The 26,828-nt window shown below is 69.3% G+C and carries 24 protein-coding genes; 14 read left to right on the top strand and 10 right to left on the bottom strand.

Annotated elements, in window-relative coordinates:
* A partial coding sequence (locus tag VNF92_07965) for an ATP-binding protein (GenBank protein HVA57810.1) occupies positions 1-1,158 on the top strand: 1,158 nt, incomplete at its 5' end.
* 35 nt (positions 1,159-1,193) lie between these two features.
* Positions 1,194-1,808, top strand: coding sequence for a plasmid pRiA4b ORF-3 family protein (locus tag VNF92_07970; protein ID HVA57811.1), 615 nt, complete (start codon positions 1,194-1,196; stop codon positions 1,806-1,808).
* A gap of 119 nt (positions 1,809-1,927) precedes the next feature.
* On the opposite strand, the gene VNF92_07975 is transcribed toward VNF92_07970, so the two are convergent.
* From VNF92_07975 to VNF92_08005, 7 genes are all read right to left on the bottom strand, one after another.
* The gene (locus VNF92_07975) at positions 1,928-2,134 is read right to left on the bottom strand and encodes a hypothetical protein (protein ID HVA57812.1); all 207 of its coding nucleotides are present in this window, start codon (positions 2,132-2,134) and stop codon (positions 1,928-1,930) included.
* A 201-nt stretch (positions 2,135-2,335) separates the two neighbouring features.
* The gene (locus VNF92_07980) at positions 2,336-4,768 is read right to left on the bottom strand and encodes an ABC transporter permease (protein HVA57813.1); all 2,433 of its coding nucleotides are present in this window, start codon (positions 4,766-4,768) and stop codon (positions 2,336-2,338) included.
* A 310-nt stretch (positions 4,769-5,078) separates the two neighbouring features.
* Positions 5,079-7,718, bottom strand: coding sequence for an ABC transporter permease (locus tag VNF92_07985; GenBank protein HVA57814.1), 2,640 nt, complete (start codon positions 7,716-7,718; stop codon positions 5,079-5,081).
* Positions 7,715-8,059 (bottom strand): PadR family transcriptional regulator, encoded by a 345-nt coding sequence (locus VNF92_07990; GenBank protein HVA57815.1) that lies wholly within the window; start codon positions 8,057-8,059, stop codon positions 7,715-7,717. The genes VNF92_07985 and VNF92_07990 overlap by 4 nt, the downstream gene beginning before the upstream one ends.
* Before the next feature lie 75 nt (positions 8,060-8,134).
* The gene (gene queG / locus VNF92_07995; protein ID HVA57816.1) at positions 8,135-9,076 is read right to left on the bottom strand and encodes a tRNA epoxyqueuosine(34) reductase QueG; all 942 of its coding nucleotides are present in this window, start codon (positions 9,074-9,076) and stop codon (positions 8,135-8,137) included.
* Positions 9,073-9,321, bottom strand: a complete 249-nt coding sequence (locus tag VNF92_08000) for a hypothetical protein (protein HVA57817.1) — start codon at positions 9,319-9,321, stop codon at positions 9,073-9,075. The genes queG and VNF92_08000 overlap by 4 nt, the downstream gene beginning before the upstream one ends.
* 10 nt (positions 9,322-9,331) lie before the next feature.
* Positions 9,332-10,738: an alkaline phosphatase family protein gene (locus tag VNF92_08005; protein ID HVA57818.1), complete on the bottom strand. Its 1,407-nt coding sequence runs from the start codon at positions 10,736-10,738 to the stop codon at positions 9,332-9,334.
* Positions 10,739-10,894: 156 nt separating this feature from the next.
* On the opposite strand from VNF92_08005, the gene VNF92_08010 reads away from it, so the two are divergent.
* Entirely contained in the window at positions 10,895-11,857 is a 963-nt protein-coding gene (locus tag VNF92_08010; GenBank protein ID HVA57819.1) for a TIGR00730 family Rossman fold protein, read from the top strand.
* Positions 11,858-11,862: 5 nt separating this feature from the next.
* Positions 11,863-13,128, top strand: a complete 1,266-nt coding sequence (gene speY, locus VNF92_08015) for a deoxyhypusine synthase (protein ID HVA57820.1) — start codon at positions 11,863-11,865, stop codon at positions 13,126-13,128.
* Here speY and rmuC read toward each other — a convergent pair.
* Together rmuC and VNF92_08025 are read right to left on the bottom strand one after the other, a co-directional pair.
* Complete coding sequence (gene rmuC / locus VNF92_08020; GenBank protein ID HVA57821.1) at positions 13,125-14,156, bottom strand: DNA recombination protein RmuC; 1,032 nt, start codon at positions 14,154-14,156, stop codon at positions 13,125-13,127. The two genes, speY and rmuC, sit on opposite strands and share 4 nt — an antisense overlap.
* A 2-nt stretch (positions 14,157-14,158) precedes the next feature.
* Positions 14,159-14,971: an MBL fold metallo-hydrolase gene (locus VNF92_08025; protein HVA57822.1), complete on the bottom strand. Its 813-nt coding sequence runs from the start codon at positions 14,969-14,971 to the stop codon at positions 14,159-14,161.
* A gap of 221 nt (positions 14,972-15,192) precedes the next feature.
* Here VNF92_08025 and VNF92_08030 point away from each other — a divergent pair, with 221 nt between their 5' ends.
* Entirely contained in the window at positions 15,193-15,675 is a 483-nt protein-coding gene (locus VNF92_08030) for a GreA/GreB family elongation factor (GenBank protein ID HVA57823.1), read from the top strand.
* A gap of 28 nt (positions 15,676-15,703) precedes the next feature.
* On the opposite strand, the gene VNF92_08035 is transcribed toward VNF92_08030, so the two are convergent.
* The gene (locus VNF92_08035; protein ID HVA57824.1) at positions 15,704-17,230 is read right to left on the bottom strand and encodes a glycerol-3-phosphate dehydrogenase/oxidase; all 1,527 of its coding nucleotides are present in this window, start codon (positions 17,228-17,230) and stop codon (positions 15,704-15,706) included.
* Between the two features lie 87 nt (positions 17,231-17,317).
* On the opposite strand from VNF92_08035, the gene fadI reads away from it, so the two are divergent.
* The 9 genes from fadI to rsgA all read left to right on the top strand — a co-directional run bounded on the left by fadI (position 17,318) and on the right by rsgA (position 26,762).
* Positions 17,318-18,613: an acetyl-CoA C-acyltransferase FadI gene (fadI, locus tag VNF92_08040; GenBank protein HVA57825.1), complete on the top strand. Its 1,296-nt coding sequence runs from the start codon at positions 17,318-17,320 to the stop codon at positions 18,611-18,613.
* Between the two features lie 17 nt (positions 18,614-18,630).
* Positions 18,631-20,778 carry a fatty acid oxidation complex subunit alpha FadJ gene (gene fadJ / locus VNF92_08045; protein ID HVA57826.1) on the top strand — a complete coding sequence of 716 codons (2,148 nt, stop codon included), beginning with the start codon at positions 18,631-18,633 and terminating at the stop codon, positions 20,776-20,778.
* A 56-nt stretch (positions 20,779-20,834) separates the two neighbouring features.
* On the top strand, positions 20,835-21,380 hold the full coding sequence (locus VNF92_08050; GenBank protein HVA57827.1) for an RNA polymerase sigma factor: 546 nt from the start codon (positions 20,835-20,837) through the stop codon (positions 21,378-21,380).
* A 1-nt stretch (position 21,381) separates the two neighbouring features.
* Positions 21,382-21,882, top strand: a complete 501-nt coding sequence (locus tag VNF92_08055; protein HVA57828.1) for a hypothetical protein — start codon at positions 21,382-21,384, stop codon at positions 21,880-21,882.
* A gap of 17 nt (positions 21,883-21,899) precedes the next feature.
* Positions 21,900-22,505, top strand: a complete 606-nt coding sequence (locus VNF92_08060) for a hypothetical protein (GenBank protein ID HVA57829.1) — start codon at positions 21,900-21,902, stop codon at positions 22,503-22,505.
* 81 nt (positions 22,506-22,586) lie between these two features.
* Complete coding sequence (locus VNF92_08065; GenBank protein HVA57830.1) at positions 22,587-24,356, top strand: M14 family metallopeptidase; 1,770 nt, start codon at positions 22,587-22,589, stop codon at positions 24,354-24,356.
* A 74-nt stretch (positions 24,357-24,430) separates the two neighbouring features.
* The gene (locus VNF92_08070) at positions 24,431-25,366 is read left to right on the top strand and encodes a proline dehydrogenase family protein (protein HVA57831.1); all 936 of its coding nucleotides are present in this window, start codon (positions 24,431-24,433) and stop codon (positions 25,364-25,366) included.
* Between the two features lie 2 nt (positions 25,367-25,368).
* The gene (locus VNF92_08075; protein HVA57832.1) at positions 25,369-25,773 is read left to right on the top strand and encodes a hypothetical protein; all 405 of its coding nucleotides are present in this window, start codon (positions 25,369-25,371) and stop codon (positions 25,771-25,773) included.
* Entirely contained in the window at positions 25,770-26,762 is a 993-nt protein-coding gene (gene rsgA / locus VNF92_08080; protein HVA57833.1) for a ribosome small subunit-dependent GTPase A, read from the top strand. Before VNF92_08075 ends, rsgA begins: the two co-directional genes overlap by 4 nt.
* Positions 26,763-26,828 lie beyond the last annotated feature (66 nt).

The raw sequence follows: 26,828 nt of genomic DNA on the forward strand, positions 1-26,828 counted from the left end.
CGCCGCCTTCTCGGCCCGCTCTCCGCCGCCCTCGATGAATCTCCGGCCGCCGCCCTGCTGGGGCCGCGGCAGGTTGGGAAGACCACCCTCGCGCTCGAAGTGGCCGGCACGCGGCCGGCGGTCTACCTCGACCTGGAGTCCGAGGCCGACCGGGCCAAACTCACGGAGCCGGAACTCTACCTGGCACAGCACGAGAACACGCTCGTCATCCTCGACGAGATCCAGCGCACGCCACACCTCTTCCGCAGCCTGCGCGGGCTCATCGACGCCGGTCGGAGGCGCGGGCACGGCCAGGGGCGTTTCTTGGTCCTGGGGTCGGCGTCGATGGACCTGCTCAAACAATCCAGCGAGTCGCTCGCAGGTCGCATCCGCTATCTGGAACTCGCCCCGCTCGACGCCGGCGAGGTGGGGCGCGAGCGCGTCGACACCCTCTGGTTGCGCGGCGGATTTCCGGAGAGTCTGCTCGCCGCTTCCGACGCCGCGAGCCTGCGCTGGCGCACCGATTTCATCCGCACCTACCTCGAGCGCGACATCCCGCAACTCGGGCCGCGCATCCCGGCCGAAACGCTCCGCCGCCTCTGGACGATGCTCGCGCATCAGCAGGGCGGGCTGCTCAACGCCGCGGCGCTGGCTCGCGCCCTCGCCGTGGACGGCAAGACGGTCGCGGCCTACCTCGACCTGCTCGTGGACCTGTTCCTCATTCGCCGCCTTGCGCCGTGGCATGGCAACGTGCGCAAGCGCCTGGTCAAGTCGCCCAAGGTTTACGTTCGCGACAGTGGGCTGGTGCACGCGCTGCTCGGCGTTGGCGACCGCGAGGGCTTGCTGGCGCACCCGGTGGCCGGCGGGAGTTGGGAGGGACTGGCCATCGAGTCGCTGATCGCGGCGGCGCCCAGCGGCACCGAGGCGCACTTCTTCCGCACGGCGGCGGGCGCCGAGATCGACCTCTTGCTCAAGCTCCCCGGTCATCGCAAGCCGTGGGCTGTCGAGATCAAGCGCGGGCTCGCACCCAAGGTCGAGCGTGGGTTCCAGCTCGCGTGCGAGACGGTGCGGCCGGAGCGCCGGCTCGTGGTCTACGGTGGAGCCGAGCGATTCCCGCTGGCGAACGACGTGGAAGCCGTCTCGCTCGTCGAGTTGTGTGACGAGGTCGCCGCGGCCTGAGCGAGTTCGCCACCTGACACGAAGGAAGCGCCGCCATGGACACCACGCGCAGTACGCTCCAGTTCAAGGTCACTCTGCGGCACATCAAGCCGCGCATCTGGCGCCGAATCGAGGTGCCGGCCAGCTACTCGTTCTGGGATCTGCACGTAGCGATCCAGGACGCCATGGGCTGGCTGGACTACCATCTGCATGTGTTCCGCGTGCGGAACCCTGAAACGCGCCAGGCCGAAGAAATCGGCATTCCCGACGACGACCCGTTCGAGGGCGATCCGGTGTCCCTGCCTGGGTGGACCGTGCCCATCAGCAAGTACTTCTACGTCGGGGGCACGCGGGCCCAGTACGAATACGACTTCGGCGACGGGTGGGAGCACGACGTTGAGCTGGAAGCCGTCGGGCGCCGCCAGCCGGGCACCAAGTACCCCCGCTGTCTAGGCGGGGAGCGGGCGTGCCCGCCTGAGGACTGCGGTGGCCCGCCCGGCTACGAGCGCCTGCTCGAGATCTTGAGCAACCCAGCCGACGAGGAATACGACGAAACGTTGGAGTGGGTGGGCGGACTGTTCGACGCGAACACGTTCGCACCCGAGCGCGTCCGATTCCACAACCCGAAGGTGCGCTGGCGCAAGGCATTCGGTGGGCGGCGGAGCCGGTGACGTTCCACGTGTGACGGACAGGAGGTGCAAGGGCCGGGGTGGGGGAGCGATTCGACGACATCGCTCGGAGCGGCCTTCGGCCGGCTTGGACGCTGCCATAGCGCCGAGGCCTCAGCGACTCAGTCGTGATTGTCGGCGAGAACGACCTCGGCGTTTCGCCGGAGCCCGGCCGCCTTCGCCCGCTTCATCGCCGAGCCCTTGAACGCCGCGCGGAATTCGTCTTCGCTCATGGCGAGGATCTCACGCGCCAGCGTCCGCGCATCTTTCCCGGCAATCGCCGCCCGCGGCTCGAAGCTTGGCTCCTTCACCTCCCGCGCGAACTTCACGTTCCACGGGCACACGTCCTGGGAGATGTGCCGACAAAACTGTATTGCGGTTCCGTTGAAGACGGGTCGACGTACCCTCGCCAAGAGAGGGAGTTAGCGTCCCGGCAAATCATGGGCCCGGCCTGCGGCATGGAGATGCCGCGGTCAGTCCTCCGTCGCGAAGTGCGGCTAACTGGACACCTCCTCGGGGTCCCAGGCCCTTCATTCCTCGCGCATCGCGATCTGGGGATCCACCCGCGCCGCGCGGAGCGCGGGCACCAGCGCCGCCACCGCTCCGCTCGCCACCATGCACGCCACCGCCAGCCCCCACGCCCGTGGGTCGTCTCGGCTCACGCCGTACAGCAGCCCGCGCAACAGTCCGGTCGCGGCGGCGCCGCCCAGGGCGCCCGCCAGCACGCCGAGCAGCACCAGCCACGCTCCCTGCCGCGCCACCAGGCCCACGATGCGGCCCGTCGGGCTCCCCAGCGCGCTCCGAATCCCGATCTCGCGCGTGCGCTGCGCCACCGAATAGCTCATCACGCCGTATAGGCCGGTCACCGAGAGCAAGAGCGCCACGGCCGCGAACACCTCGAGCAGCGTGAGGTAGAACCGCGGCTGCCCCACGCTGCGCGCGATCACGTCCTGCATCGGCATCATGCGCGTAATCGCGGCGCCCGAATCCACGCCGTGCACGGCGGCCCGCACCGCCGATTCCACCGCCGCCGGATCGCCCGACTTCACGCGCACCATGATCGATGCCAAGGTCGTGCCGGGCTCGGCCACTTGGAAGGGATAGTACACCTCGGGGAACGCCGGGCTGAACGGCCCCACGTTCCGGATGTCGCTCACCACGCCGACGATGGTCGCGAACGTGGTGTCGCCGATGTAGAAGCGCTGGCCGATGGGATCGCGCCCCTTGAAGTCGCGCTTCACCAGCGCTTCGTTGGCCACCACGACCACGGGACTGTTGGGCGCGGCATAGTCGCCGGCCCCGAACAGGCGCCCGGCCAGCACCCGCTGGCCGGTGGCCGCGAAGAATCCCGGCGTGGCCTCGCGATACTCGGCCAGAGGCAGCCGGTTCATATTGTCGGCCGCCTGCCCCTCGTACCGAATGTTGAAGTTTTCGCCCCATACGGAATAAGGCATCGCGTCAATGGCCCCCGCCGCGGCCACGCCCGGCACGGCCCGAATCGCCGCCAGCGCCGGCGTGATGAATTGCCGCACCTCGGCGTCCTTGGCGTACGACGTGGGAGTGACTCTCACGTCGAGCGCGAGTATCCGGGAGGTGTCGAACCCGGGATCGGCGTGCAGGACGCTCGCGAATCCGCGCAGTACCAGCGACGCCCCAACCAGCAGCACCAGCGACAGCCCCACTTCGGCCACCACGAGCCCCGCCAGCACGCGATGGTGCGCGCGTCCCGTGCCGCCACCGCGCCCGGCGCGCAGTGCGTCCTGCGGGTCCACGGCCGCGCCGCGCCACGCGGGCCCCAGGCCGCACACCACGGCGGCCACGATCGCCAGCGCGACCGCGAACGCCACCACCCGCATGTCCATGCGCAGCCCGGCGAGCTGCGGGATCTGCTGCGCCGCCATCGCGCCGATGGTGCGCACGGCGCCCCACGCGAACGCCAATCCCAGGCCCAGTCCGAGCGCGGTGAGCAGCAGGCTCTCGGCGAGCACCGGGCGCACCACCGCCCAGCGGCTGCCGCCCAACGCGCTGCGCACGGCGATCTCGCGGCGGCGGTACACCCCGCGGGCCAGCAGCAGGCTGGCCACGTTCGACACCGCAATGAGCAGCACCATGCACACGGCGCCGAACACGAGCAGCATCGGCGTCCGCACGGCGCGCACCGCCTCGGCTTCGAGCGGCACCGCACGCATGGACTCGTCCTTGAGCGACGGGTACGTGCGGATCAGCCCGTCGAACAGCGACACCAGCTCGTGGCTCGCGCTCTCGACGGTGGCGCCCGGGGCCAGCCGGCCGAGCATCATCAGGTAGTTGGTGCCGCGCCTGGCGCGCTCGCCGGCGCTGAAGCGCATCGGTAGCCAGACGTCCTCGTCCACATTCTGCATGCCCTGCACGTACCGGAAGCCGCGCGGTAGGATGCCGATCACGGTATACGGCACCCCCTTGTATTGCACCGTTTGCCCCACGATGGACTGATCACCGCCCAGGTGTTGCCGCCAGAACGGCTCGCTCAGCACCAGCACGTCGGGCGCCCCAGTGCTGTCGTCGGCGGGGGTGATGAGGTGTCCGTGCAGGGCGGTGGCGCCCACCAGCGAGAAGAAATTCCCGGTCACGCGCAGGGCGCGAGGCTGGAGAGACTGACCGCCCACGAGGAGAATGGCGCTCGCGTCCGCTGATGTGGCGGCGGCGAGTCCCGAGAGCTGGCGGGTCTCGCGGGCCAGGTCGAGGTAGTTCGGCGCCGACTGCGGCCAGTTGGTGGCCTGGGGGGCCGTGCGATACACGGTTACGAGGCTCCCGGGATCGCGGTACGGCGGCGGCTGGAGCAGGGCGCGGTCGATCGCGCTCGACACGGCGGCCGTGACGCCGAGCCCCATGGCAAGGCAGAGCACGGCGGCGACGGTCACGGTGGGAGTACGGGCGAGGCCGCGGGCGGCGTCGCGAAAGTCGGAGCGGGCGAAGATGGCCATGGCGGGAGCGGTGAGATCGTCGGTTGGACATACGTGGGGGCCGCGAGGTTTGATTCGTTAGTCGAGCCGCTCGAAATCAGGGCGGGTCCCCCCGATCTTGGGACAGACTGAGCTATCGGAAGCTGGTGAGGGGCGGGCGATCTCTGTCGGCCAGTTGTCGTGACGACTCCAGGTGTGTCGCCACACCTCCTGGGAGATGTGCCGACAAAACTATATCGAAATCGAATTGACCACCGGACGCCGAACGACCTCCGTAACACCAACTTAGGCGACCAATTTACCGTGACACGGCAACGTTCCTGACCGCGCGTTACCCCGCGTCCCCCTGGATGGACCGTACCACGTCCTGGCGCAGCATGCGGCGGATCGGGAGCGCCATGCCGAGCGCCATCACGACCAGCAGCGTGACCGCGACCACCGCCACAGGCGCGAGTTGCATGGTCAGGGCCGGCTTGCCGGCAAGCGGGTTCCGCAGGTACGTGTCGGCGATGTACACAGCGCGCGAGCCGAGGAGCAGCCCACCCAGCGTCGCTAACAAGGCGACCGTGCCGAGGTCGGCGACCAGCGCGCGGACCAGGCGGCGCGGCGTGGCGCCGAGGGCGACGCGAATTCCGAACTCCCGCGCCCGGAGCGCTACCGAGTACGAGGTGAGCCCATACACGCCGGCCACGGCGAGCACGAACGAAAGCGCTGCCATGAACGCGAAGAAGTAAGTGCGGGCCCGCGCTTGAGCGCTCCACTGGTCCACGACGGCGGCGACGGGGTCCAGGTCGCTGACGACGATGCGGGGGTCGATGCGCCCCACGGCCTCTTTGACGGCGCGGAGCCCGGTTGCCGCGTCCCCGACCGTTCGAATGCGGACCTCCGTCGTCGTGTGGCCAAGCGGCAGACGCTGCACGGTGTAGATCGGCGGCGTCAGGGGGTCGAAGTTCGGCATGTCGCGCACGTCGGGTACGACACCGATCACGCTGAACCAGGTGAGGTGGGTGGAGCCGTCGAGCGCGAGTCCGACTCGCCGGCCGACAGGCGGCCGATCGCCAAAGGTCCAGCGAGCTGTGGACTTCGACAGCACGACCACCGGGGCGTGTGCTTCGGCCTCCGCCGCCGTTGGAAGCCGGCCCAGGATCGGCGTGAGGCCCAGCGTCCTGAAGTAGCTCAGCGAGACGTCCTTCCAGGCTTGGGCGGCGTACAGGTGTGGGCGCCAGTCCGGGTAGAACAGAGCGGCGCCGAGGATGGGCGTGCGCACAACTGCCGCTGACTGCACGCCGGGGACACCCTCAATCGCCTGGACGAGGGATGCGCCGATCTCCTGCGATGCGGCGGTGTCGGGGACGTTCAGCCGGGCCGTGAGGACGTGTGAATAGTCGTAGCCAGGTCCGGCGCCCTGGGCGTCCCGGTTGGCGACCACGAGGGCGGCCAGCATGGCCATGCACGCCAAGGACAGTCCGAGCTGCAGCGCGACGAGGCCGCGTCGATTGTGGACCTCTCGCGAACCGCCGGTGGATGACGAAGCACCGGACAGGACCGAACGGAGGTCGGCCCGTGCGAGATCGATGGCCGGCGCGAGGCCAAACAGCAGCCCGACGAGGACGGTTCCCGCCACGCCGAACGCGACGGTTGCCCAATTCATGCTCGGCGCCACCAGCATGAAATCCATGCCGAACCAGAGACGGCGCGCGTCGAGGAGCCACTTCGCCAGGACGACGGCAACGGCACCGCCGATTGCGGCCATGAGCGTCGCCTCGACCGTGAGCATTCCTGCAATGCGCCGCCGGGAGGCGCCGAGCGCGATCCGCACCGCGATCTCCTCTCGACGCCGCATGCCGCGCGCGAGCAGCAGCGTCGCGAAGTTCACGGCACCGAGCAGGATGATCACCAACGCCGCGGCGATCCAGAGGCGAATCAGGTTGCGGTAGGGCGACGTGACGTCCTGGGCGAGCGGAAGGAGGTCCCCCACCGGGGTCTTGGCCAACCCGGCGGCCATGCCCGCCTGATGGAATGCTACCGACACGTCGGCCTGGGCGCGGGCCATGGTGACGCCTGGCCGGAGCCGGGCGATCACCACGTTGTTCTGCCATTTCCGGTTGGCGGGTGGCATCGCCAGCCGCTGGAGGCTGTCGTGACCGAACGGCAGCCAAATGTCGGTGCCGAGCGGAAGGCTAAAGCCCGGCGGCATGACCCCGACGATCATCGCGAGCCGTCCGTCGACCGGCACCGTGCTGCCGATCACGTCCGATGATCCACCAAACTCGGAATGCCAGACGCTGTACGAGAGAATAACTGGCGGCACGGTTTCATGCGCATCGTCTTCCGTGAACATGCGCCCAAGGAGCGGGCGCACACCAAGAACGTCGAAGTAGTTCGACGTCACCGGTACCGACGATACGCGGATGGCGTGGCCGCTGGGGCCGAGGTCCGAGCCGGGACCGGACTCCTGCGCGACCGCGACGCCGGAGAAGGAGCGCACCTGCTGCGCGGCGAGGGCGTCACGCGCGGGAAGCACGGAGAAGAGCGAGTTCATCTGCGGGTCGCGCTCGCGGACGATGACCAGCTCTGCCTGGTTGGGGAAGGGAAGCGGACGCAGAAAGAGCGCGACCACCATGCTGAACACCGCGGTGGCGAGCGCCATGCCGAGCGCGAGCGAAAGCGATGCACCACCCACCGCTCCCGGGTGTCGCCGCAGGCGCTTCGTCGCGCTCGCCACCTCGGTAAGCGACCGCTCGACCCACGGGAGACCGTGCTGGTCGCGGTAGGCGTCGCGTGCTGCCTCGAGGCCTCCAGCGTGTACCATCGCGAGACGGCGGGCTTCGGATGGAGGCATTCCGCGGCGCACAAGCTCGTCGGTCTCCAAAGCGAGGTGCGCGGCGAACTCTTCGTTCATATCGCCGTCGCGATGCGCCCGGCGGAAGAAGCCGCCGATCCGGACCATGACTTCCCGAACTCCGTTCACGGGGCGGCCGTCCGCGGGGCGAGGAACCAGGCAAGGATCTCAGTCGTGGCGTGCCACTGGCGGGCCTCGCGTGCGAGGTGTCGCCGCCCGGCGCCCGTGAGCGTATAAAATTTGGCGCGGCGATTGTTTTCCGACTGGCCCCAGGAGGACGTGACGAATCCCTGCTGTTCCAGCTTGAGGAGGGCGGGATAGAGCGTGCCGTAGTTGAGCGAAAGCCGGCCACGGCTCGTCTCCTCGATGCGGCGGGCGATGCCGTAGCCGTGAAGCGGTCCGAGTACGTCGAGCGTACGCAGGACCATGAGGGCGAGCGTTCCTTGCCAGACGTCGAGTTGGGCGGGCATGAAGGGTCCTATTGGAAAGCAATAGGAATGTGCAGATCGACCCCGCGGCTGGCAAGGGCAGGGTCGCTGGCGCGGCTACCAGCCGGCGGCTTGTCTCACGACAGCCGCGTTCCGCTTCAGCCCGGCCGACTTCGCCCGCTTCATCGGCGAGCCCTGGAACGCGGCGCGGAAGTCGTCTTCGCTCATCGCGAGGATTGCCGTCGCCAGCGCCTTGGCATCCTTCCCCGCGATCACCGCCCGCGCCTCGAACGCCGGCTCCTTCACCTCCCGCGCGAACTTCACATTCCACGGGCACACCTCCTGACACACGTCGCACCCGTACACATGCCCGCCCTCGGCGATCGCTTCTCGGAACCCAGCCGGGATCTCCCCCTTCAGCTCGATGGTCAGATAGGAGATGCACTGCGTCGCATCGAGTACGCCCGGCTCCGCGAACGCCTGTGTGGGACACGCGTCCAGGCACGCCCGGCAACTCCCGCAATGCTCGGCGTCGAAGGGCGCGTCGGGGGCCAGCTCCAAATCAACGAACAGTTCCCCGAGGAAGAAGAACGAGCCGAGCTTCGGGTTTATCAGATTCGTATTCTTTCCGAACCAGCCGAGCCCCGCCTTCCGCGCCAAGTCGCGCTCGAGAATGGGTCCCGTATCCACGTACGCCTTGCCGGACACCGGCACGCCGACCTCGCGCTCCACCAGCCGATGCAACGCGTTCAGCCGGTCGAGCATGACGTCGTGGTAGTCGTCGCCGCGCGCATAGCGGGCCACCGGACCCGGCGGCGCGCGTCCTCCGTAGTCGAGCCCAACGACGATGGCGCTCTTCGCTCCGGCAACCGGCAACCGGGTGTCGGCGCGCTTGCCGGCGCCGCGCGCCAGATACGCCATGTCGCCGGCGTACCCGGCGGCGAGCCAGCGCTCGTAGGCCGGCGCGGTGTCGGCCGGCCCCAGCGTCGCGATGCCCGCCAGATCGAAGCCGAGCGCGTAGGCGTGGGCCTTCACGCGCTCCTCGATCGGGCGCGTCACGGCTCGCGCACGGCCCACCGCGCGTAGCGCACCACGTCGGTCGGCGGCGGTACGAAATCGTAGCTGCCATACGCGGTGTGCATGCGCCAGCGCACGTACTCGCGCGACGGCAGCGGTACAAACGGGAACCGCCGGTACCAGCCGCGTTCGCGAAATCGCCACGCCACGCGCATGAGCGCGATGCCGGTGGCAGGCCTAATCAGGGACCGCACCGCGAGCGAGAGGGAGAGGCGCGTCCAGCCCATGCGTTCCAATCTACAGGAACGAGGTCCCGTCGAGCGATCCGGGCACCGGCAACCCCAGCGCGACGAGGGTGCTGGGCATGACGTCGGTTGTGCGCCGTGGCACACCTGCCAGCGGCCGGTTGACGAGCAGCGGGACGGTCATGTGCTCGCGGTGCAGCGCGCCATGCGAACTGACGTGCGGGATGGGCTCGTAGCGCGCCCGGAAGTCCCAATCGCGCGCCGCCGACAGGATGATGTCGCCCGCCCGGGGAGACGCGGCGAGGTGCGCGATCTGGACGATGGAATCGGGGTAGTCGGTGTGCGCGGTGGCGTCGTACGCCTCGTCGGCCGTCACTCCCTGCAGCGCCCGCCCCACCCCCAGCGGGTCGCCGATGGCGGGGAAATACGAGTAGAAGCCGGCCGCGCGCGACACGATCCCCACCTCACCCCGCCGAGACCGAACCTCGCACCGCTCGGTATCGAGCGGGAGCAGGAGCAGGTCCACCGACGGCCGGGCGAGCAGCAAGTCCACCAACGTGCCCCAGCGCGGGGCCAGCGCGGGCCACCACGGGCGCCGGCGCCGGCGGACCTCCAGGAAGACGTGTGCCATGGCGTTCCCGCTCACCATCACGGCCGTCTCGGGAAACGGCGTGATCACCCAAGGGTGCGCAACCACGCGGTGCCCCTGCAGGGTGAACAGGCCGGCGAGATCCTCGTGCCGCCGTACGGGCGAATGCCCGTGGTCGCTCACGATCCACAGGTGCGTGTGCTGCCAGCGGCCTTCACGTTCGGCATCGGCCCGGATGCGCGCCGCCGCGTCGTCCACGATGCGCAGGGCCTCGATCACCATGGGGTGGCCGTGGCCGCGCGCGTGGGAAACCTTATCGACGCCAGTGAACGCGGCGTAGGTGTACGCCGGCCGTTCCTGAGCCACGCGCCGCACGACCTCGTCGGCAATCTCGCGGTCGATCCGCAGCCAGCCGGCCACGTTGCCGCTGAAGTGGGTGCGCGCGGCACGCAGCGCGGAGCGGAGCGTGAGCGCGCCAATGCGGTTGGGGGCCGGCAGCCCGCGGGTGATGACGCTCAGCGCCGCGATACTCGACGGCGCGAGCTCGAAAATCGTGGGGGCGTCGGCGTCGAGGTCGCGATCGAGGGAGCGCATCTGGTAGCCCACGTAGCTGCGCGTGTAGTCGGGCAGGGAGCAGGCTGTGCGTTCGCGGTCGAACCAGCGCAACCCAGGGAGCCCCACGGGTCCCGGAAACCGCCCCATCAGGAACGGCGCATAGGCCGGCCCGGTGACCGACGGAAAGACCGTGCTCACCGCGTGCAGGCCGCCCTCGTCGCGCAGGCGGGCGAGCGCTGGCAACGCGCCGGCGTCGATCGCTCCGGCGAGGGTGTCGGGCCGCACGCCGTCGGCAAGCAGGACGACTACGGCCATCGAGGGTGCCTGAGCACGGGGGGCATGACGGGAGAAACAAGCGCCGGAGCCCCCCACGGGCAACCCGTGCGCTGGCGTCGCATCGGGGACATGGCGTAAACTCCGTGAGCGCGCGCCGCGGGCGCGCGCGTTTCCTTCTTCGCCAGGTACTCGCGCATGTCCGCATTCAAGCGGAGCGGCCCGCCCGCTCACAAGCGTCGCCCCCGCCCGCCCCGTCCCGCCAGAACGGCGTCGGGCAAGACCGCCGATCTCGAGCTGCTCCACTCCGCGGCCCGCGATTCGCGCCAGGGGCTGCGCGAGCGCACCGAAGCCGGGCACATCGCCGCCGGGCGCACGCCGCCATCGCAGAGCCGCCAGTTCCACGGCAGCGGCGCGACGCGCCGGATCGACGATGCCATTCGCGACGTGCAGATCGTGACCGAGGACCAGAAGCTGCTGCAGCGCGCGTCGGACGCGTCCGATTTCACGCGCACCGACCCGTGGCGCGTGATGCGCATCATGGGCGAGTTCATCGAGGGGTTCGACGCCCTGGCGCACGTGACCAAGGGGGTCACGATCTTCGGGTCGGCGCGCACGCACCCCGACGAACCGCAGTACGAGGCCGCCAAGGAAACGGCGCGTCTGCTCGCCCAGGCGGGGTTCGCGGTGATCACGGGTGGGGGCCCGGGTATCATGGAAGCGGCCAACCACGGTGCGAAACTGGGCGGCGGCCTTTCCATCGGGTGCAACATCGAGCTGCCCTTCGAACAGGGAGCCAACCCCTACATCGACACGCTCATCAACTTCCGCTACTTCTTCGTGCGGAAGACGATGTTCATCAAGTACTCGGACGCCTTCATTATCTTCCCTGGCGGTTTCGGCACTCTCGATGAGGCGTTCGAGGCGCTCACGCTCATTCAGACGGGGAAGATCTACCAGTTCCCGGTGGTCTTCTTCGGCCGCCACTACTGGGCCGGATTCATCCGCTGGCTGCAGACGCGCGTGCTCACCGAGGGGAAGATCTCGCCGGGTGACATGGATCTCATGATCGTCACCGACGACCCCGCCGAAGCGGCCAACGTGGTGATCCAGGCACAGCAGAGCCTGACCCCTAACGGTTCTGACCTGCGACGAGGCTGAACGGAATGGCGAAGAAGAAGGCGAGCGGGAAACCAGGGAGCGGCGCGCCGGCGCGCGCGCGCGGCGGATTCAAATCGTCGCGCCACGGCACCGGCAAACGGGCGTCGCCAGCCGGCCCCAAGGCGGCCCAGAAGCAGGCCGCCGAGCAACGCGAAGCGGCGGGCGCGGCCCATACGACCGCCGAGCAGAGCCGCTTCCTGCGCGGCGGCAAGATCGACCCCCGCCGCATCGACGGCCGCGAGACGGTGGTGGACCTGGTGGAGGGCACTTTCCTCGCCTACAACGCCGCGCGGCTGCGCGAAGCGTGCCAGTTGTTCACGCACAAGATGCTCGAGGCCGACGTCACCGTGGGCCTCACGCTCACTGGCGCGTTGACGCCGGCCGGGCTCGGCATGGCGGCGATCATTCCGCTCATCGAGTCGGGCTTCGTGGACTGGGTCGTCTCCACAGGCGCCAATCTGTACCACGACACGCATTTCGGCCTCGGACTGGCCATGCACCGCGGCAATGCGCAGGAATCGGACATCGTGTTGCGCGAGGAAGGCGTGGTGCGCATCTACGACATCTTCTTCGACTACGACGTGCTGCTCTCCACCGACGCATTCTTCCGCAAGATCATCCAGGGCAGGGAATTCCAACGCAGCATGTCGAGCGCCGAGTTCCATTATCTGTGCGGCAAGTACGTGCGCGAGCGCGAGAAGGCCTTGGGCATCGGGCAGAAGTCGCTGCTCTCGGCGGCCTACGCGGCCGGAGTGCCCATCTATACGTCGTCGCCCGGCGATTCGTCCATCGGCATGAACATCGCGGCGCTGGCGCTGGACGGGAACCGGTGCGTGATCGATCCCAATCTCGACGTGAACGAAACGGCGTCGATCGTGCTCGAGGCCAAACGCGGCGGCGGGAAGTCGGGGGTCTTCATCTGCGGCGGCGGCAGCCCCAAGAACTTCATCCTGCAGACCGAGCCGCAGATCCAGGAAGTGCTGGGCATCGACGAGAAGGGCCACGACTATTTTTTACAGATTACTGATGCCAGGCCCGATACGGGCGGACTGTCCGGCGCCACGCCGGCCGAGGCGGTGAGCTGGGGCAAGATCGACCCCGACCGGCTGCCCGATGCGGTGGTGTGCTACCTCGATTCGACCGTCGCCCTGCCGCTGCTCACCTCGTACGCCCACGCCAAGCACGCCAAGCGGCCGCTCAAGCGGCTGTACGACAAACGGGGGGCGATGATGGCCCGGCTGCGGCGCGAGTACGCCAAGGGCGCCGGCTAGGACGTGAGGCGGGGCGGCTCCGAGCCGTCACCCGCCGGCAGCTGCTCGACGTCGCGCAACTTGCGCTCCATGGCGCGCGCCCGCACGGCGACCTGCTCCACGGCTTCGGACGCCAGACCGAGCTTCTTCTGCGCGCCGGACACCGCGTCGGCGAACTTCGCGAACTCCGTGCGCACGCCGGCCAGCAGATGCCACACCTCCTCCGACCGCTCGGCGAGCGCCATCGACCGAAATCCCATCTGCAGGCAGTTGAGCAGCGTGGCAAAGGTCGTGGGGCCGGCCACCATCACGCGGCATTCGGCGCTCAACATCTCGACCATGCCGGGCAGCCGCACGACTTCGGCGAACAAACCCTCGGACGGCAAGAAGAGGATCGCATAGTCGGTGGTGTGGGGCGGATCGATGTACTTGGCGCGGATGTCGTCGGCCGAGCGGCGGACCGCCACCGAGAGCGCCTTCTGGGCCGCGGCCACTCCGGCGGCGTCGGCCCGCTCCTGCGCGTCGAACAGCCGCGCGTAGTCCTCAGCGGGATACTTGCTGTCCACCGGCAGCCACATGCCGCCGGCGTCGGATCCCGGGGCCGGAATGCGGATCGCGAACTCGACAATGGTGTCGCGCAGCGGACTCGGTTTGACATTGCGCGCGAACTGGCCGGGGGCGAGCAACTGCTCGAGCAGCGCCTGGAGCTGCCACTCGCCCAGCACGCCGCGGGTCTTGACGTTGGTGAGCACGCGTTTGAGATCGCCCACGCCCTCGGCAAGCGATTGCATCTCGCCCAGTCCGCGCTGCACCAACGCCAGCCGTTCGTCGAGCGTGCGGGCCACGCGATCCATCGCTGCCGCCGTTTCGTCGCGATTGCGACCCATCTCGTCGCGCACGAGCTGGTCGGCACGGTCCAGCCCTCGCTGGAGTTCCGCGAATCGCCGTTCCATCGCCGCCGCGTCGCCCGGCCGTGTTCGCCGCAGGAGGACGGCCAGCAGCACAACGGCGGCGACGAGCAGCCCGGCGATGGCGACCAGCAGAGGCATGGTCACGCGGCCGCCACCGGCCCGCGAGCCCGGGGCGAGCCCGCGCGCACGTTGCGCACCAGGTTGACGCGGGCATACTCGCCGCGCGAGATCCACCCCGCCCATTCCTCGCCGCCCAGCACGCCGCGCACGATGGCGCGGTCGCTCCACCCCTCGCCGATCCGGCGCTCGATGGCGCCGATCGTCTGCTCCATCCACTCGGCCTTGGCGAGCAGTGCGTTGACGGGATCCGCCACCGGGCCGCGGTGCGCGTCGAACATCCGGGCGGGCCGCAATGCCGCCGCGGCGCGCAGGTCGCGCACCAGCTGCCGGGGGTCCTCGTCGTGGTGCGTCACCTTCACGTGCACTCCCAGCCAGAGATCGGCGGAGAACAGCGTTTCGCGCTCGGGGTCCCAGAACACGCGGTGGTCGCGCGCGTGGCCCGGTGCGGCAATGGCCTCCAGCGATTGCGTCACGAATGGAACGAACGATTCGGTGAACGGTCGCGGCTGGCCCCAGGTATACCGGCGGTAGGCACGGATGCGACGGCCGGCGCGGAGCTCGGCGAGCGAATCGGCAGCGATATCGAGCGGAATCTGACGCCGGGCGAGCAGGGCGACGTTGCCGGCATGATCTTCGTGGGCGTGGGTGATGACGGCGCCTGCGGGGCGCAACTCGTCGAGGGTCGCGACCAGTTCGTCGGCGGCGTCGGGAAACCCGCAATCCAGCAGCACGCCGCGCGTGTAGAACGCGCTCACTTCGTAGCCGAGGGATCGGCTGCGCCAGGTGGACATGCGGAGGCGCGTGACGTCGCCGTGCCGCTCGACGCGGATCATGCCGGGAAGTCTAGCCGGATTGCGCGACGGGCACACCACGGCTGGACGAATGCGCCCAGTGGCTATACTATCCACGTATGCACCATGCGTCCCGAGCGGTGAACTGTTTTCGCACCTCCAGCCCACAGCGGCTATAGGCGGGTGTTCGGGAATTGTCGTAGCATCGGCGCCCGGCCACTCAGCCGGGCGCTTCGATTTCTGTACCTCCTTCGTGCGGTCCCATGATTGAAGCCCTCAAGGAAAAGCTGAGCGAGGAAGTCGCGCGGCTGCAGTACGAACTCAACGTCACGCTTCCCAACGAGATCCGCAAAGCGGTGGAGCTGGGCGACCTGCGCGAGAACAGCGAGTACAAGGCTGCGCTCGAGCGCCAGCAGTTCGTGCAGGCGCGGTTGGGGCATCTGCATCAGCGCCTGAGCAAGCTATCGTCCATCGACCCGTCGCAGATCCCGCCCGACAAGGTGGGGCTGGGCTCGCGCGTCGTCGTGGAGGACAAGAAGTCCAAGGTGCGCGAGACGTACCACCTCGTATTCGGCGACGCGATCGAGTTCGAGGATGGGCACGTGACCATGGCGTCGCCCATCGGGCGCGCGTTGCTCGGCAAGGCGGTGGGCGAGGACGTCATGTTGCGGCTGCCCACGGTCACGCGGCAGCTGCTGGTGGTGGAACTCTATACCATCCACGACGAAGTGTCGGGCAAGCAGTGAGCGGGGCGGGTTGCGCGCGCCCGGTCGTTCAGGCGCCCGCGCCCGGATCGACCCCGAAGATCCGCGCTACCTCGGCGGCGTAATGGTCCACAGCGGCGGACGTCTGCGCCGCGTTCCAGCCGAGGAGCGGCGCCACGTACGCGGCCACCGCGGGCGCGACGCCCACCCCGTGGTCGCTGGTTTCGAATGCCAGCCTGGTGCGACGAACGAGCAGGTCCGCCAGCGTCCGGGCGTGGGCCCGTTCCACTCCCCACCGCAGCTCGCCGAAGCGCCATGATAGTCCTGGTATAATCCTGGCGGCCGACGCGGCATCGGCGGCACAGGCCGCGTCGCGTGCCGGCCCGTCGTCGGCGAGCGGCACGTGCGCCGTGGTACAGGGGCGGCCGCCCCCGATGCGGCGTGCCGCCACGTCCACGACCTGGGCCGCCATGATGCGGTACGTGGTGAGCTTGCCGCCGGTGATCGTCACGACGCCGGCCGGCGTGACCTGGATGGCATGCTCGCGCGACGCGGCATTGGGCGAGTCGGCGGTGGTGGCCACGAGCGGCCGGATGCCGGCCCAGGCGCTCACCACGTCGCTGCGGCCGAGATGGGCGGCGGGGAAGAAGGTATTCGCGGCCCGTAGGAGATACGCCACGTCGTCCTCCGAGGCACGCACCTCGTCGGGCCGCGCCGAGGTGAACGTGTCGGTGGTGCCGAACACCGTGAACGCGCCGGCCGGGAGGGCGAACATCACCCGTCCGTCGGTGGGTGAGAGAAGCGTGAGCGCGGCCGTGTTGCCCACGCGGTCCCGCGGCACCAGGATGTGCGTGCCCTTGCTGCCGCGCACGCGTGGGCGATCGGCGGCGCCCTCGAGCTTGCGCACGTCGTCGCTCCACGGGCCGGTAGCGTTCACCGTGGCACGGGCCAGCACGTCCACGGCGTCGCCCGTCAGGCGGTCCACGAGGTGCGCTCCCACGGCCCGGCCGCGCGCCAGCGCGAACGCATCCACCGCGACGTGATTGAGCACCACCGCGCCGGCGCGCTCGGCGTCGAGCACGTTGGCCAGCGTGAGGCGCGCGTCGTCGGTGGCCGCATCGTAGTACGACACGCCGCCCTCGAGCCCGTCGGAGGCCAACCGCGGCTCCTCATCCTGCACCGCCGCCACCGACAGCCGTTGATGGCGGTGCACGTTGTGGAACATGGCCAGGGCGTCGTACAGCGTGACGCCGGCAAGCACCTTCCAGTACGGCACCCGGGCTCCGACGTACACCGGCCACACGAAGCGCAGCGGGTGCACGAGATGCGGGGCCAGCCTGAGCAGGCGCCGTCGTTCGCTGCTGGCTTCGAACACCAGCTTGAGCTGCCCGTGCTCGAGGTAGCGCAGCCCGCCGTGGATGAGGCGCGAACTCCGGCTGGAAGTGCCGCTGGCGAAGTCGTTCCTGTCGACGAGCAGCACCTGGAACCCGCGCAGCGCGGCATCGCGGGCAATGCCGGCCCCGGTGATGCCGCCGCCGACCACCAGCAGGTCGAACGATGCGCCGGGCGCGGGAAGGCGGGGGGCGGAGGTCGGCATTGGCATCCAAGAACCTGCCACGTCGCGCGGCGGGGAACAAGCGACGCACTGTCTGGCGACGGATCGCGGACCGTCTAAGTTCAGGACATGCCGACTTTCGGGAACGGGCGCCGGGTGGCGATCGTGGCGGGCGTGCGTACGCCGTTCGCGCGCGCCGGCACCGTGCTCCGCTCGTTCAGTGCCATCGAGTTGGGGAGACTGGCGGTATCGGAACTGATGCAGCGCACCGAACTGGACGGCGCGCTGGTCGAAGCCATCGTCTACGGCACCGTCGTGCATTCGGTTCTCGCCCCCAACATCGCGCGCGAGATCGGGCTCATGCCGGCGCTCCCCAAGGGGGTGGACGCATACACCGTGAGCCGCGCTTGCGCATCGTCGAACCAGGCGATCACCGATGCGGCGGACCAGATTGCGCTCGGCCACCGCGATGTCGTGATCGCGGGGGGGGCCGAATCCCTCTCCAACGTTCCGATCCTGCATTCCCGCGGCATGTCCGACGCGCTCGTCGCCGCATCGCGGGCCAAGTCGCTGGGCGGCCGGTTGAGCGCCTTGGCGCGCATCCGTCCGCGCGATCTGGTGCCGATCACGCCGGCGATCGCCGAGCCCTCCACGGGCGAGACGATGGGGCAGAGCGCCGAGAAGATGGCCAAGATCAACCGTATCCCGCGCGAGGACCAGGACCAGTTCGCGCTGCGGTCGCACCGCCTGGCCGCGGTGGGTACGCAGGACGGCCGCCTCACCGCGGAAATCAGTACGGTGTGGGTGCCGCCCAGGTACGACCTCGCGGTATCGAGCGACAATGGGATCCGCACGGAAACCAGCATCGAGCAGCTGCGGCTGCTCAAGCCGGTGTTCGATCGGCGCTACGGTTCGGTGACGGCGGGCAACTCATCGCCCCTCACCGACGGCGCGAGCGCGGTGCTGCTGATGAGCGAGGAGCGCGCCCGCACACTGGGCTACGCGCCGCTGGCGTTCATCCGCTCTTACTCGTACGCCGCGCTCGACCCCGGCGAGCAGCTGCTCATGGCGCCGGTGCTGGCTGCCCCGGTCGCGCTGCACCGCGCCGGGCTCTCGCTCTCGGACATGGACCTGGTGGAGATGCACGAGGCGTTTGCAGCGCAGGTGCTGTGTAATCTGCGTGGCTTCGAATCGCGGGAGTGGGCCGCCCGGGCCGGATTCTCCGAACCGGTGGGTGAAGTGGACCGCTCGCGGCTCAACGTGTTGGGGGGCTCGCTCGCCATCGGGCATCCCTTCGGCGCTACGGGTGGACGCATCCTCACGACGCTGGCCAACGAGCTGGCGCGGCGGGGCGGACAATTCGGCCTGATGACGGTGTGCGCCGCAGGTGGACTGGGGCACGCGATGGTCATCGAGCGCGCATAGAGAGCCACGGGGACGCCATGATCAGCCTCGACCGCGAGAACGACGTTCTCATCGTCACCCTGGACCTGCCGGGCGAGCCGGTAAACAAGCTGACGCCGGAACTGGGCGAGGCGCTCGCACGCGTGATCGCCGAGACCGAGGGCGACTCGACGGTGCGGGCGTGGGTCGTGACGAGCGGCAAGAAGGACTCGTTCATCGCCGGCGCCGACATCGGGCAGTTCCTGGAATTCCGTCGGGAAATGGACGCGGCGCAGACCAGCCAGCAGGGCCAGGCACTGCTCGGCGCACTGGCCGCACTTCGCGTGCCGGTGGTGGCGGCGATCCACGGCGCGTGCCTGGGCGGGGGGCTCGAGCTGGCGCTGGCCTGCCGCTACCGGATCTGCACCGATCACCCCAAGACGCTCCTCGCGGTTCCCGAAGTGCAGCTCGGGCTGATTCCCGGGCTCGGGGGCACGCAGCGGCTGCCCCGGCTGATCGGGCTGCAGGCGGCGTTGGACATGATCCTCACCGGAAAGAACGTGCGCGCCAAGAAGGCGCTGCAGCTCGGCCTGGTGGACGAGATGGTGCACCCGGCCCTGCTGCACGACGTGGCCGTGGCGCGGGCATTAGAGTTGGCGAATGGCACGCGGCGCCCGGTGCGGCGGGGCCGCGGCGCGGGGCCGTCGGGGTTCGTACTCGATACCAACTTCGCCGGCCGGAGCGTGGTGTTCCGCAAGGCGCGCGAGAGCGTGCTGTCCAAGACGCATGGCCACTTCCCGGCACCGCTGGCCGCCCTGGACGTCGTCCACACCGGCTTCGAGCGCGGGATGGCGGAAGGCCTGCGCGAGGAATCCCGCCGGTTCGGCGAGTTGGCGATGAGCGGGGTGTCGCGGGAGCTCATCTTCCTCTTCTTCGCCACGACCGCGCTCAAGAAGGATCCGGGCGTCGAGCCGCCGGCGCCGCCGCCGTGCGACGTGCACACGCTTGGCGTGCTCGGGGCCGGATTCATGGGAGCCGGAATTGCCGGCGTGGCCGCGCAGCGCGGCACCGTGGTGCGTCTCAAGGACACCGATACCGCGCGGGTCGGGAAGGGACTCGCCGCCGTGTACGAGGTGCTCCACGAGCCACTCGCCAAGCACCGCATCACCCGCCAGGAGTTCGCCGACCAACTCAGTCTGGTGAGTGGCACCACGGCGTACTCCGGTTTCGGCAACGCCGAGTTGGTCATCGAAGCGGTGTTCGAGGACCTCGACCTCAAGCACCGCGTGCTCCGCGAGGTGGAGCCGGCCATGGCCTCCGACGCGGTGTACGCCTCGAACACGAGCACCATTCCCATCGCCCGCATCGCCGAGGCGGCGTCCCGCCCCGAGCGCGTGCTGGGCATGCACTTCTTCTCCCCCGTGCACCGCATGCCACTGCTCGAGGTCATCGTAACGCCGCGCACCGACAAGGCGGCGGTCGTGACCGCGGTGAATTACGGTCGCGCGCTCGGCAAGACCGTCATCGTCGTGCACGACGGGCCCGGGTTCTACACGACGCGAACGCTCTCGGCGTACATCAACGAAGCCGGGATCCTGCTCGACGAAGGCGCGGCCATCGAGTCCATCGACCGGGCGCTGGTCGAGTTCGGATTCCCCGTGGGCCCGATCACGCTGCTCGACGAAGTGGGCATCGACGTCGGCGGCAAGGTCGGGCTCGTGCTCTCCGAGGCGTTTGGCCGCCGGATGGCGGCGTCGCAGGCGCTGACCCGCGTGGTCGAGTCGGGGCGGACAGGACGCAAGGGCGGTTCGGGGTTCTACCGGTACGATAAAGGGGGCACGAAGGGCGCGGTGGACCCCATGGTGTACACCTTGTTCGGGGCCGGCGACGCACGGAATCCCATACCGAGTGGGGAGATCTCCGAGCGCTGCGCGCTCGCCATGGTCAACGAAGCCGCCCACTGTCTGCAGGAGGGCATCCTCCGCTCGCCCCGTGACGGCGACATTGGCGCCGTGTTCGGCATCGGCTTCCCGCCCTTCCGGGGCGGCCCGTTCCGCTACATTGATAGCCTGGGCGCCGATGAAGTCGTGCGCCGCCTCGAGGACCTGCACGGCCGCTTTCCGGCCCGGTTCGCACCGGCCGAGTTGCTTGTCGACATGGCCCGGGCGCGGCGCCGGTTCTACCCGGCCGAAGGCAAACCGGTATGACGCCTCATTCCGTCGAGGTGCTGTGACTCCACCCCTGGTGGTAAGGTCTGAGCCATATGGATGGAAGCGCTGACGCGCTGATCGTCGAGCGGGTGCTCGCCGGTGACGTGGAAGCGTTCGCGACGCTCGTCGAGCGGTATCGCGACCGCTGCATACGCTACGCGATGCACATGCTCGGCAACCGCGAGGACGCGGACGAAGTGACGCAGGACACGTTCGTGCGGGCGTACCGGTCGCTCGGCAGGTGCGAGGATCCGGAACGGTTCGGGGCTTGGCTGTTTCGCATTCTGGTCAACCGCTGCCGGACGGCGGGAGCGCGGCGGGCGCGACGCGCCCGCACGTTCCTCGACGATGAGGCGGCCCTGCTCACGGCGGCGGAAGAGCACCCGGCCGAGCAGTGGGCATGGCGGGAGGAGATCGAGCGGGCGCTGGACGAATTGCGGCCGGAACAACGCGAAGCGTTCCTGCTCAAGTATGTCGAAGGATTGGGCTACGACGAGATGGCGGAGTTGACGGGCGTCGGCGTATCGGCGCTCAAGATGCGGGTGATGCGCGCGTGTGATCGGCTGCGCGTGCTGTTGAAGGAGGCTCGTAGTGCGTGAGATGAACCGGTCCCGGCTGGACGACATGGTGACGCACCTGCGCCGCCCCGTGCCCTGCGCCCCGTCGTTCGATGCGCGCGTGATGCGCGCCATTCGTGCGGTAGCGCGCCAGCCGTTGCGCATCATCACGCCCTTCGTGCCGCGCTGGCGGGTCTGGTCGGCGTTCGCTGCCGTCGCCGCTGGCATGCTCGCCGTCGCCGTCCTGCCGTCCGTACGCCGGGTCCAGGGCCACCCGGTGCAGTTCGTTCTCGTGGCGCCCGACGCCAAGACCGTCCAAGTGGTGGGCGACTTCAATGGCTGGGACGCCCGCCATGCCGCATACGCCGCCGAGAATCGCGGTGGCGGCGTGTGGTCCGTGACCGCGCCCATCCCCCCAGGGCACCATCGCTACGCCTTCGTGGTAGACGACTCCCTGTGGGTTCCCGATCCCGCCGCGCCCCGAGTGGCCGACGAAGACTTCGGACTGCCCAACTCGGCCTTGGTCGTCGAAAACACGCCTTGATGCGGTGGCGGTGGTGCGTGCCGGCGATGTTGTTCCTCGCCACGGCGGCTTCGGCACAACGCAGTCAATTGGCGCGCCTCGACTCGGCGCTCGATCCGGCGACGCGTGTGGCCGTCCTTGCCGTCGTCGACTCGGCACGCGTCGCCAGACTCCCCGCCGACGCGCTCATCAATAAGGCGCTCGAAGGCGCGGGCAAACGCGCCGACGGCCCACGCATCGTGGCCGCCGTGCGCGCACTGGCCGGTGAAATGCGCGTGGCCCGGGGTGCGCTGGGCACGGGCTCCCGACCCGATGAGATCACGGCCGGTGCACACGCGCTGCATGCCGGCGTTGCCCCGGCCCAGCTCACCCGGGTGCGCCGGTCCGGGGTGGGCCGCGAACTCTCGACGCCGCTGATGGTGCTCACCGACCTCGTCGCCCGTGGGGTGCCCCCGGCCACGGCGTCGTCGGTGGTCATCATGCTGGAGCGGGCCGGCTTGCGCGACGCGGATTTCACGGCCTATCAGCGCAGCGTGCGTCAGGATATCGAGAGCGGCGCCGCGCCAGCGGTGGCCGCGACCACGCGGGCGCGCGGCGCGAGCCTCCGCGGCCGCGGCTCGTCCGCGCCCCGACCCGAGTCCTGAGCGCTCCCTAGACCGTAACGGCGCGAACAGGGTACAATTCCCCTGTCCCTGCGCCCGTTTCTCCATTCCGTGAGACGCACCATGGCCCGTTCGTACCCTCGCGTTCTGGCGCCGCTTGCTGCGGCCGTCCTTGCCGCCTGCGGCGGCGCTGGCGCGCCTCCCGCCGGAGGCCCCACCCCCCGCGGGGGGCCGCGCACCGAGCGCATCGGCCGCGGCGCCGAGGCGGTCGCCGCGGTGAACGTGCATGCCATCTATCCCACGAACTTCACCAACCGGCGGCCGCTCACGCGCGCCGAGCGAACGTCCTTCACCGAGACGTCGCACTACGATGACGTGATCGCGTTCATCGATTCGCTCAAGACGCTGGACAGCAGCCAGATCGCGACGGGCGACATCGGCAAGACGAGCGAAGGTCGCGAGATCCCCTACGTTGTTGCCTCCCGCCCGCGCGTCGCCACCGCCGCCGAGGCCAAACGCCTCAACCGGCCGATCGTCTACGTGCAAGCGGACATCCATGGCGGCGAGGTGGCGGGGAAGGAAGCCATGCTCGCCATGTTGCGCGAGCTGACGGCGGACAAGAACCCCAACGTGCTCGACTCGCTCGTGCTGATGGTCGTGCCGATCTACAATGCCGACGGCAACGACAGGTTCGGCCCGCAGGCCGTCAACCGGCCGTCGCAGGACGGCCCGGAAATGATCGGCCAGCGCGCCAATGGACAGGGTCTGGACCTCAACCGCGACTACATCAAGGCCGAAGCCCCGGAAACGCGGGCCTCGCTTCGCATGTTCGACAGCTGGGACCCCGACGTCTTTGTCGACCTCCACACCACCGATGGCACGTACCACGGGTACGCGTTGACCTACGCGGGATCGCTGAGTCCGGCCGCCAAGTTCACCGGGCCGTTCACCATGGACACGCTGTTGCCGGCGGTGCGGCGCAACCTGCTGGCCCGCGAGCGCATCCAGACGTTCGACTATGGTAACGTGGAGACGCCCAAGGGGCTCCCGCGCGGCTGGTACACCTACGATTCGCGGCCACGCTACGGCACCAACTACTACGGCCTTCGCGGCCGCATTGCGGTGCTCGGCGAGGTCTATTCGCACGATCCGTTCCGCACCCGCATCAGTTCCACCTACGCGTTCGTCGGCGAGTTGTTGTCGCTGCTCGCCGCCAATAAGGACGAGATCGTGGGGGTGGCGCACGAGGCCGACCGCATGACCATCGCCGCCGGCACCACCCCGGCCGACGCGCCGTACATCTCGCTCCGTTCCGAATACACGCAGCACCCGAGCTACGCCGACATCATTCTGGAGGACCTCGGCAAGCTGCCCGACAGCACGGAAAAGCTCCCGGGCGTGACCCGCGGCTACAAGCGCATTGGCAAGTTCCACACCGAACGAATGCCGGTGTACGACCGCTTCGAATCCACGCTCGAACGGCGCATGCCGGTTGCCTACGCCTTCGGACCCGAGCAGCAGGCCCTGGTTGAACGGCTCCAGCTGCACGGCGTGTTCGTGGAGCAGTTGGTGGACTCGCTGAACGTGGCGGCCGAGCGGTTCGGCATCGACTCGGTGGTGCGGAACGCCACCGAGTTCCAGGGGCACCACGAAGAGCGCTTGGCGGGGCTCTGGTCGTCACTGGCCGTGACCCTTCCGCCCGGCACCTACGTCGTGCGCGAGGCCCAGCCCCTTGCCATCCTCGCCATGTACCTGCTCGAGCCGGAGAGCGACGACGGGTTCACGACGTGGAACGTGATGGACCCGTGGATCGGCCCGGGTCGGAACTATCCCGTGCTGCGGATCGTCGAGCCGTTCGGGGTGAACGCGCCGCTGCGGCCGGTGAAACCCTGACGACAACGGCCCGCGCCGGCGCGCGGGCCGTCTATTTTTCGGGTAGTCCCGTGCCTTCGACTTACTGAGGTCGCATGTTCCGCTCCACCCTCCTGTACCTGTCCAATCAGCCGCGCGTGTTCCGGTTCGTCCGCAAGAATCGGCTGGCCAAATCGTTCGCGCGCCGGTTCGTGGCAGGCGAGCGACTCGACGACGCGATCGAGGCGGTGCGCGCCCTCAATGCGAAGGGCATCTCGGCTTCGCTCGATCTTCTCGGCGAGAGCGTGTCGAACGAGCGCGAGGCGCGCGCCGCCCGCGACGAGTACCTCACGATCCTCGACCGCATCAATGAGAGCGGGCTCGATGCCAACGTATCGCTCAAGCCCACCGCCATGGGACTCGACATCTCCGAGGAGTTGTGCGTATCGATCCTGTGGGACGTGCTGGAACGGGCCCAGCGGTACGGCACGTTCGTGCGCCTCGACATGGAGTCGAGCGTGTACACCGAGCGCACGCTGCGCCTGTTCGAGGAGCGGCTCTACCCGAGCTTCAAGCAGCATGTGGGTATCGTGCTGCAGAGCTACCTCTACCGCACGCTGGCCGACGTCGAGCGCGCCCTGGAGATCAAGTGCCGCGTCCGCCTGTGCAAGGGCGCGTACAAGGAACCGCCGGCCGTGGCGTACCCCGACAAGAAGGACGTGGACGCCAACTACGTGAAGTGCCTTGACGCGTTGCTCGAGCGCGGCACGTATCCGGCCGTCGCCACGCACGACCCGGCCATGGTGGCCGAGGCCAAACGCTTTGCAACGGAACGGGGCATCGCCACCGACCGGTTCGAGTTCCAGATGCTCTACGGCGTCCGTCGCGATCTGCAGGACCAACTCGTGCGCGAGGGGTACCGCCTGCGGGTGTACGTGCCGTTTGGCACGCAGTGGTATCCGTACCTCATGCGGAGGCTGGCCGAGCGTCCGGCGAACGTCGCCTTCATCACCGGCAACGTCCTGCGCGAAATGGTTGGCGTCCGACGTTGATCATGGCCGGACAATTCCTTCCCGCCGATCACGCCAAGGGCGACGCCAATACGCTCGGCGGGTACATGGCCGTGCACGACCGGCCCGCCGCGTTCGAAGGGTCGGACGGCTTCTCGTACAGTGTCGAGATCGCCACCGATGAAACGAGTGACCCGGAGCGCCCGTTCGGCGCCTACCTGCTGTTCGTACAGTGGGCGCGCATCGGCGCGGCATCGCCGCTGGGCCACCTCGAGACCGACTTCCTGGCGCGCGCCGAATCGGAGCGCACGGCGCGGGACGCAGCGGGCGCGATAGCGCTGGCCGAGGTGAAGCGAACGCTCGACGCGCTGATCGCCGGGCGCGCGGCTGGCGCCCCGGCCCGCCGGTGGTGGGACGCGACTCGCGCCGACGACGCCGGATCGCCGTGATCGACACGGACGCGTTGACTGGTACGGTCACGCAGGGGACCGGCGGGGTGTGGCGCGTGCTCACACCGGACGGATTGATGCATGAGGTGTCGCTGCGCGGCCGGCTGAAGAAGGCCGACGTGGGGCGGCGCGCCGGCGGGACGATCCGGCGCGACACCGAGGCGGCGGCACAGGAGACCGTCAAGCTCGCCGTGGGCGACCGTGTACGGTTGGAGCGCGACGAGCGCGGGCAAACGCTGGCCATCGCCGAGATCCGGCCGCGCACCTCGCGCCTGGCCCGGCGCGCCCCCGGGGGGGCGCGCGGCGAACGCGTGATCGCCGCGAACGTGGACCAGGTGGTGGTCGTGTTCGCCGCGGCCCGCCCGGACCCGCACCCGCGCATGATCGACCGGTTCCTCGTCATCGCCGAGGCCAATGGGCTCTCGGCACGCATCGTGGTGAACAAGGTGGATCTGGTGGGGCTCGACGAGGCGCGCGCGCGGTTTGCCGCGTATCCCCGGGCCGGGTATCCCATGCATTTCACGAGTGCGAAGCGGGGCGACGGGTTGGAGGAGCTGCGGGACGCTCTGGGCGGGCGCACGTCGGTGCTCACGGGTCCGAGCGGGACCGGAAAATCGTCGCTGCTCAACGCCCTCTTTCCGGGACTCGACTTGCGCGTGGGCGAGATCAGCGCCTCGGTCAACAAGGGACGCCACACCACGGTGGGGGCGCTGCTCCATCCGCTGCCCGCGTCGGTGGGAGGGTTCGTGGTCGACACGCCAGGGCTGCGCGAGGTCGGCATGTGGGAACTGCCCGCGGAGCGGCTGGATCAGTGTTTTCCCGAGATCCGGGCACGCCGCACGCAATGCCGGTTCGCCGATTGCCGGCACGGTGTGGAGCCCGACTGCGAGGTGCGCGCCGCCGTGGAACGGGGCGACGTGAGCGTCGAGCGGTATGAAAGTTATCTAAAGCTCTCGGAGGAGCTGGCCGAGGAGAAGGGGGAGTGGTAGGGGGAACTGCCCGAACGAGCGTCGAGAGATCAGCGAACGCGCGCCAACACAACGGCCCCCGAGCCA

The sequence above is a fragment of the Gemmatimonadaceae bacterium genome (genome assembly GCA_035533015.1).
Lineage (GTDB): Bacteria > Gemmatimonadota > Gemmatimonadetes > Gemmatimonadales > Gemmatimonadaceae > JAGWRI01.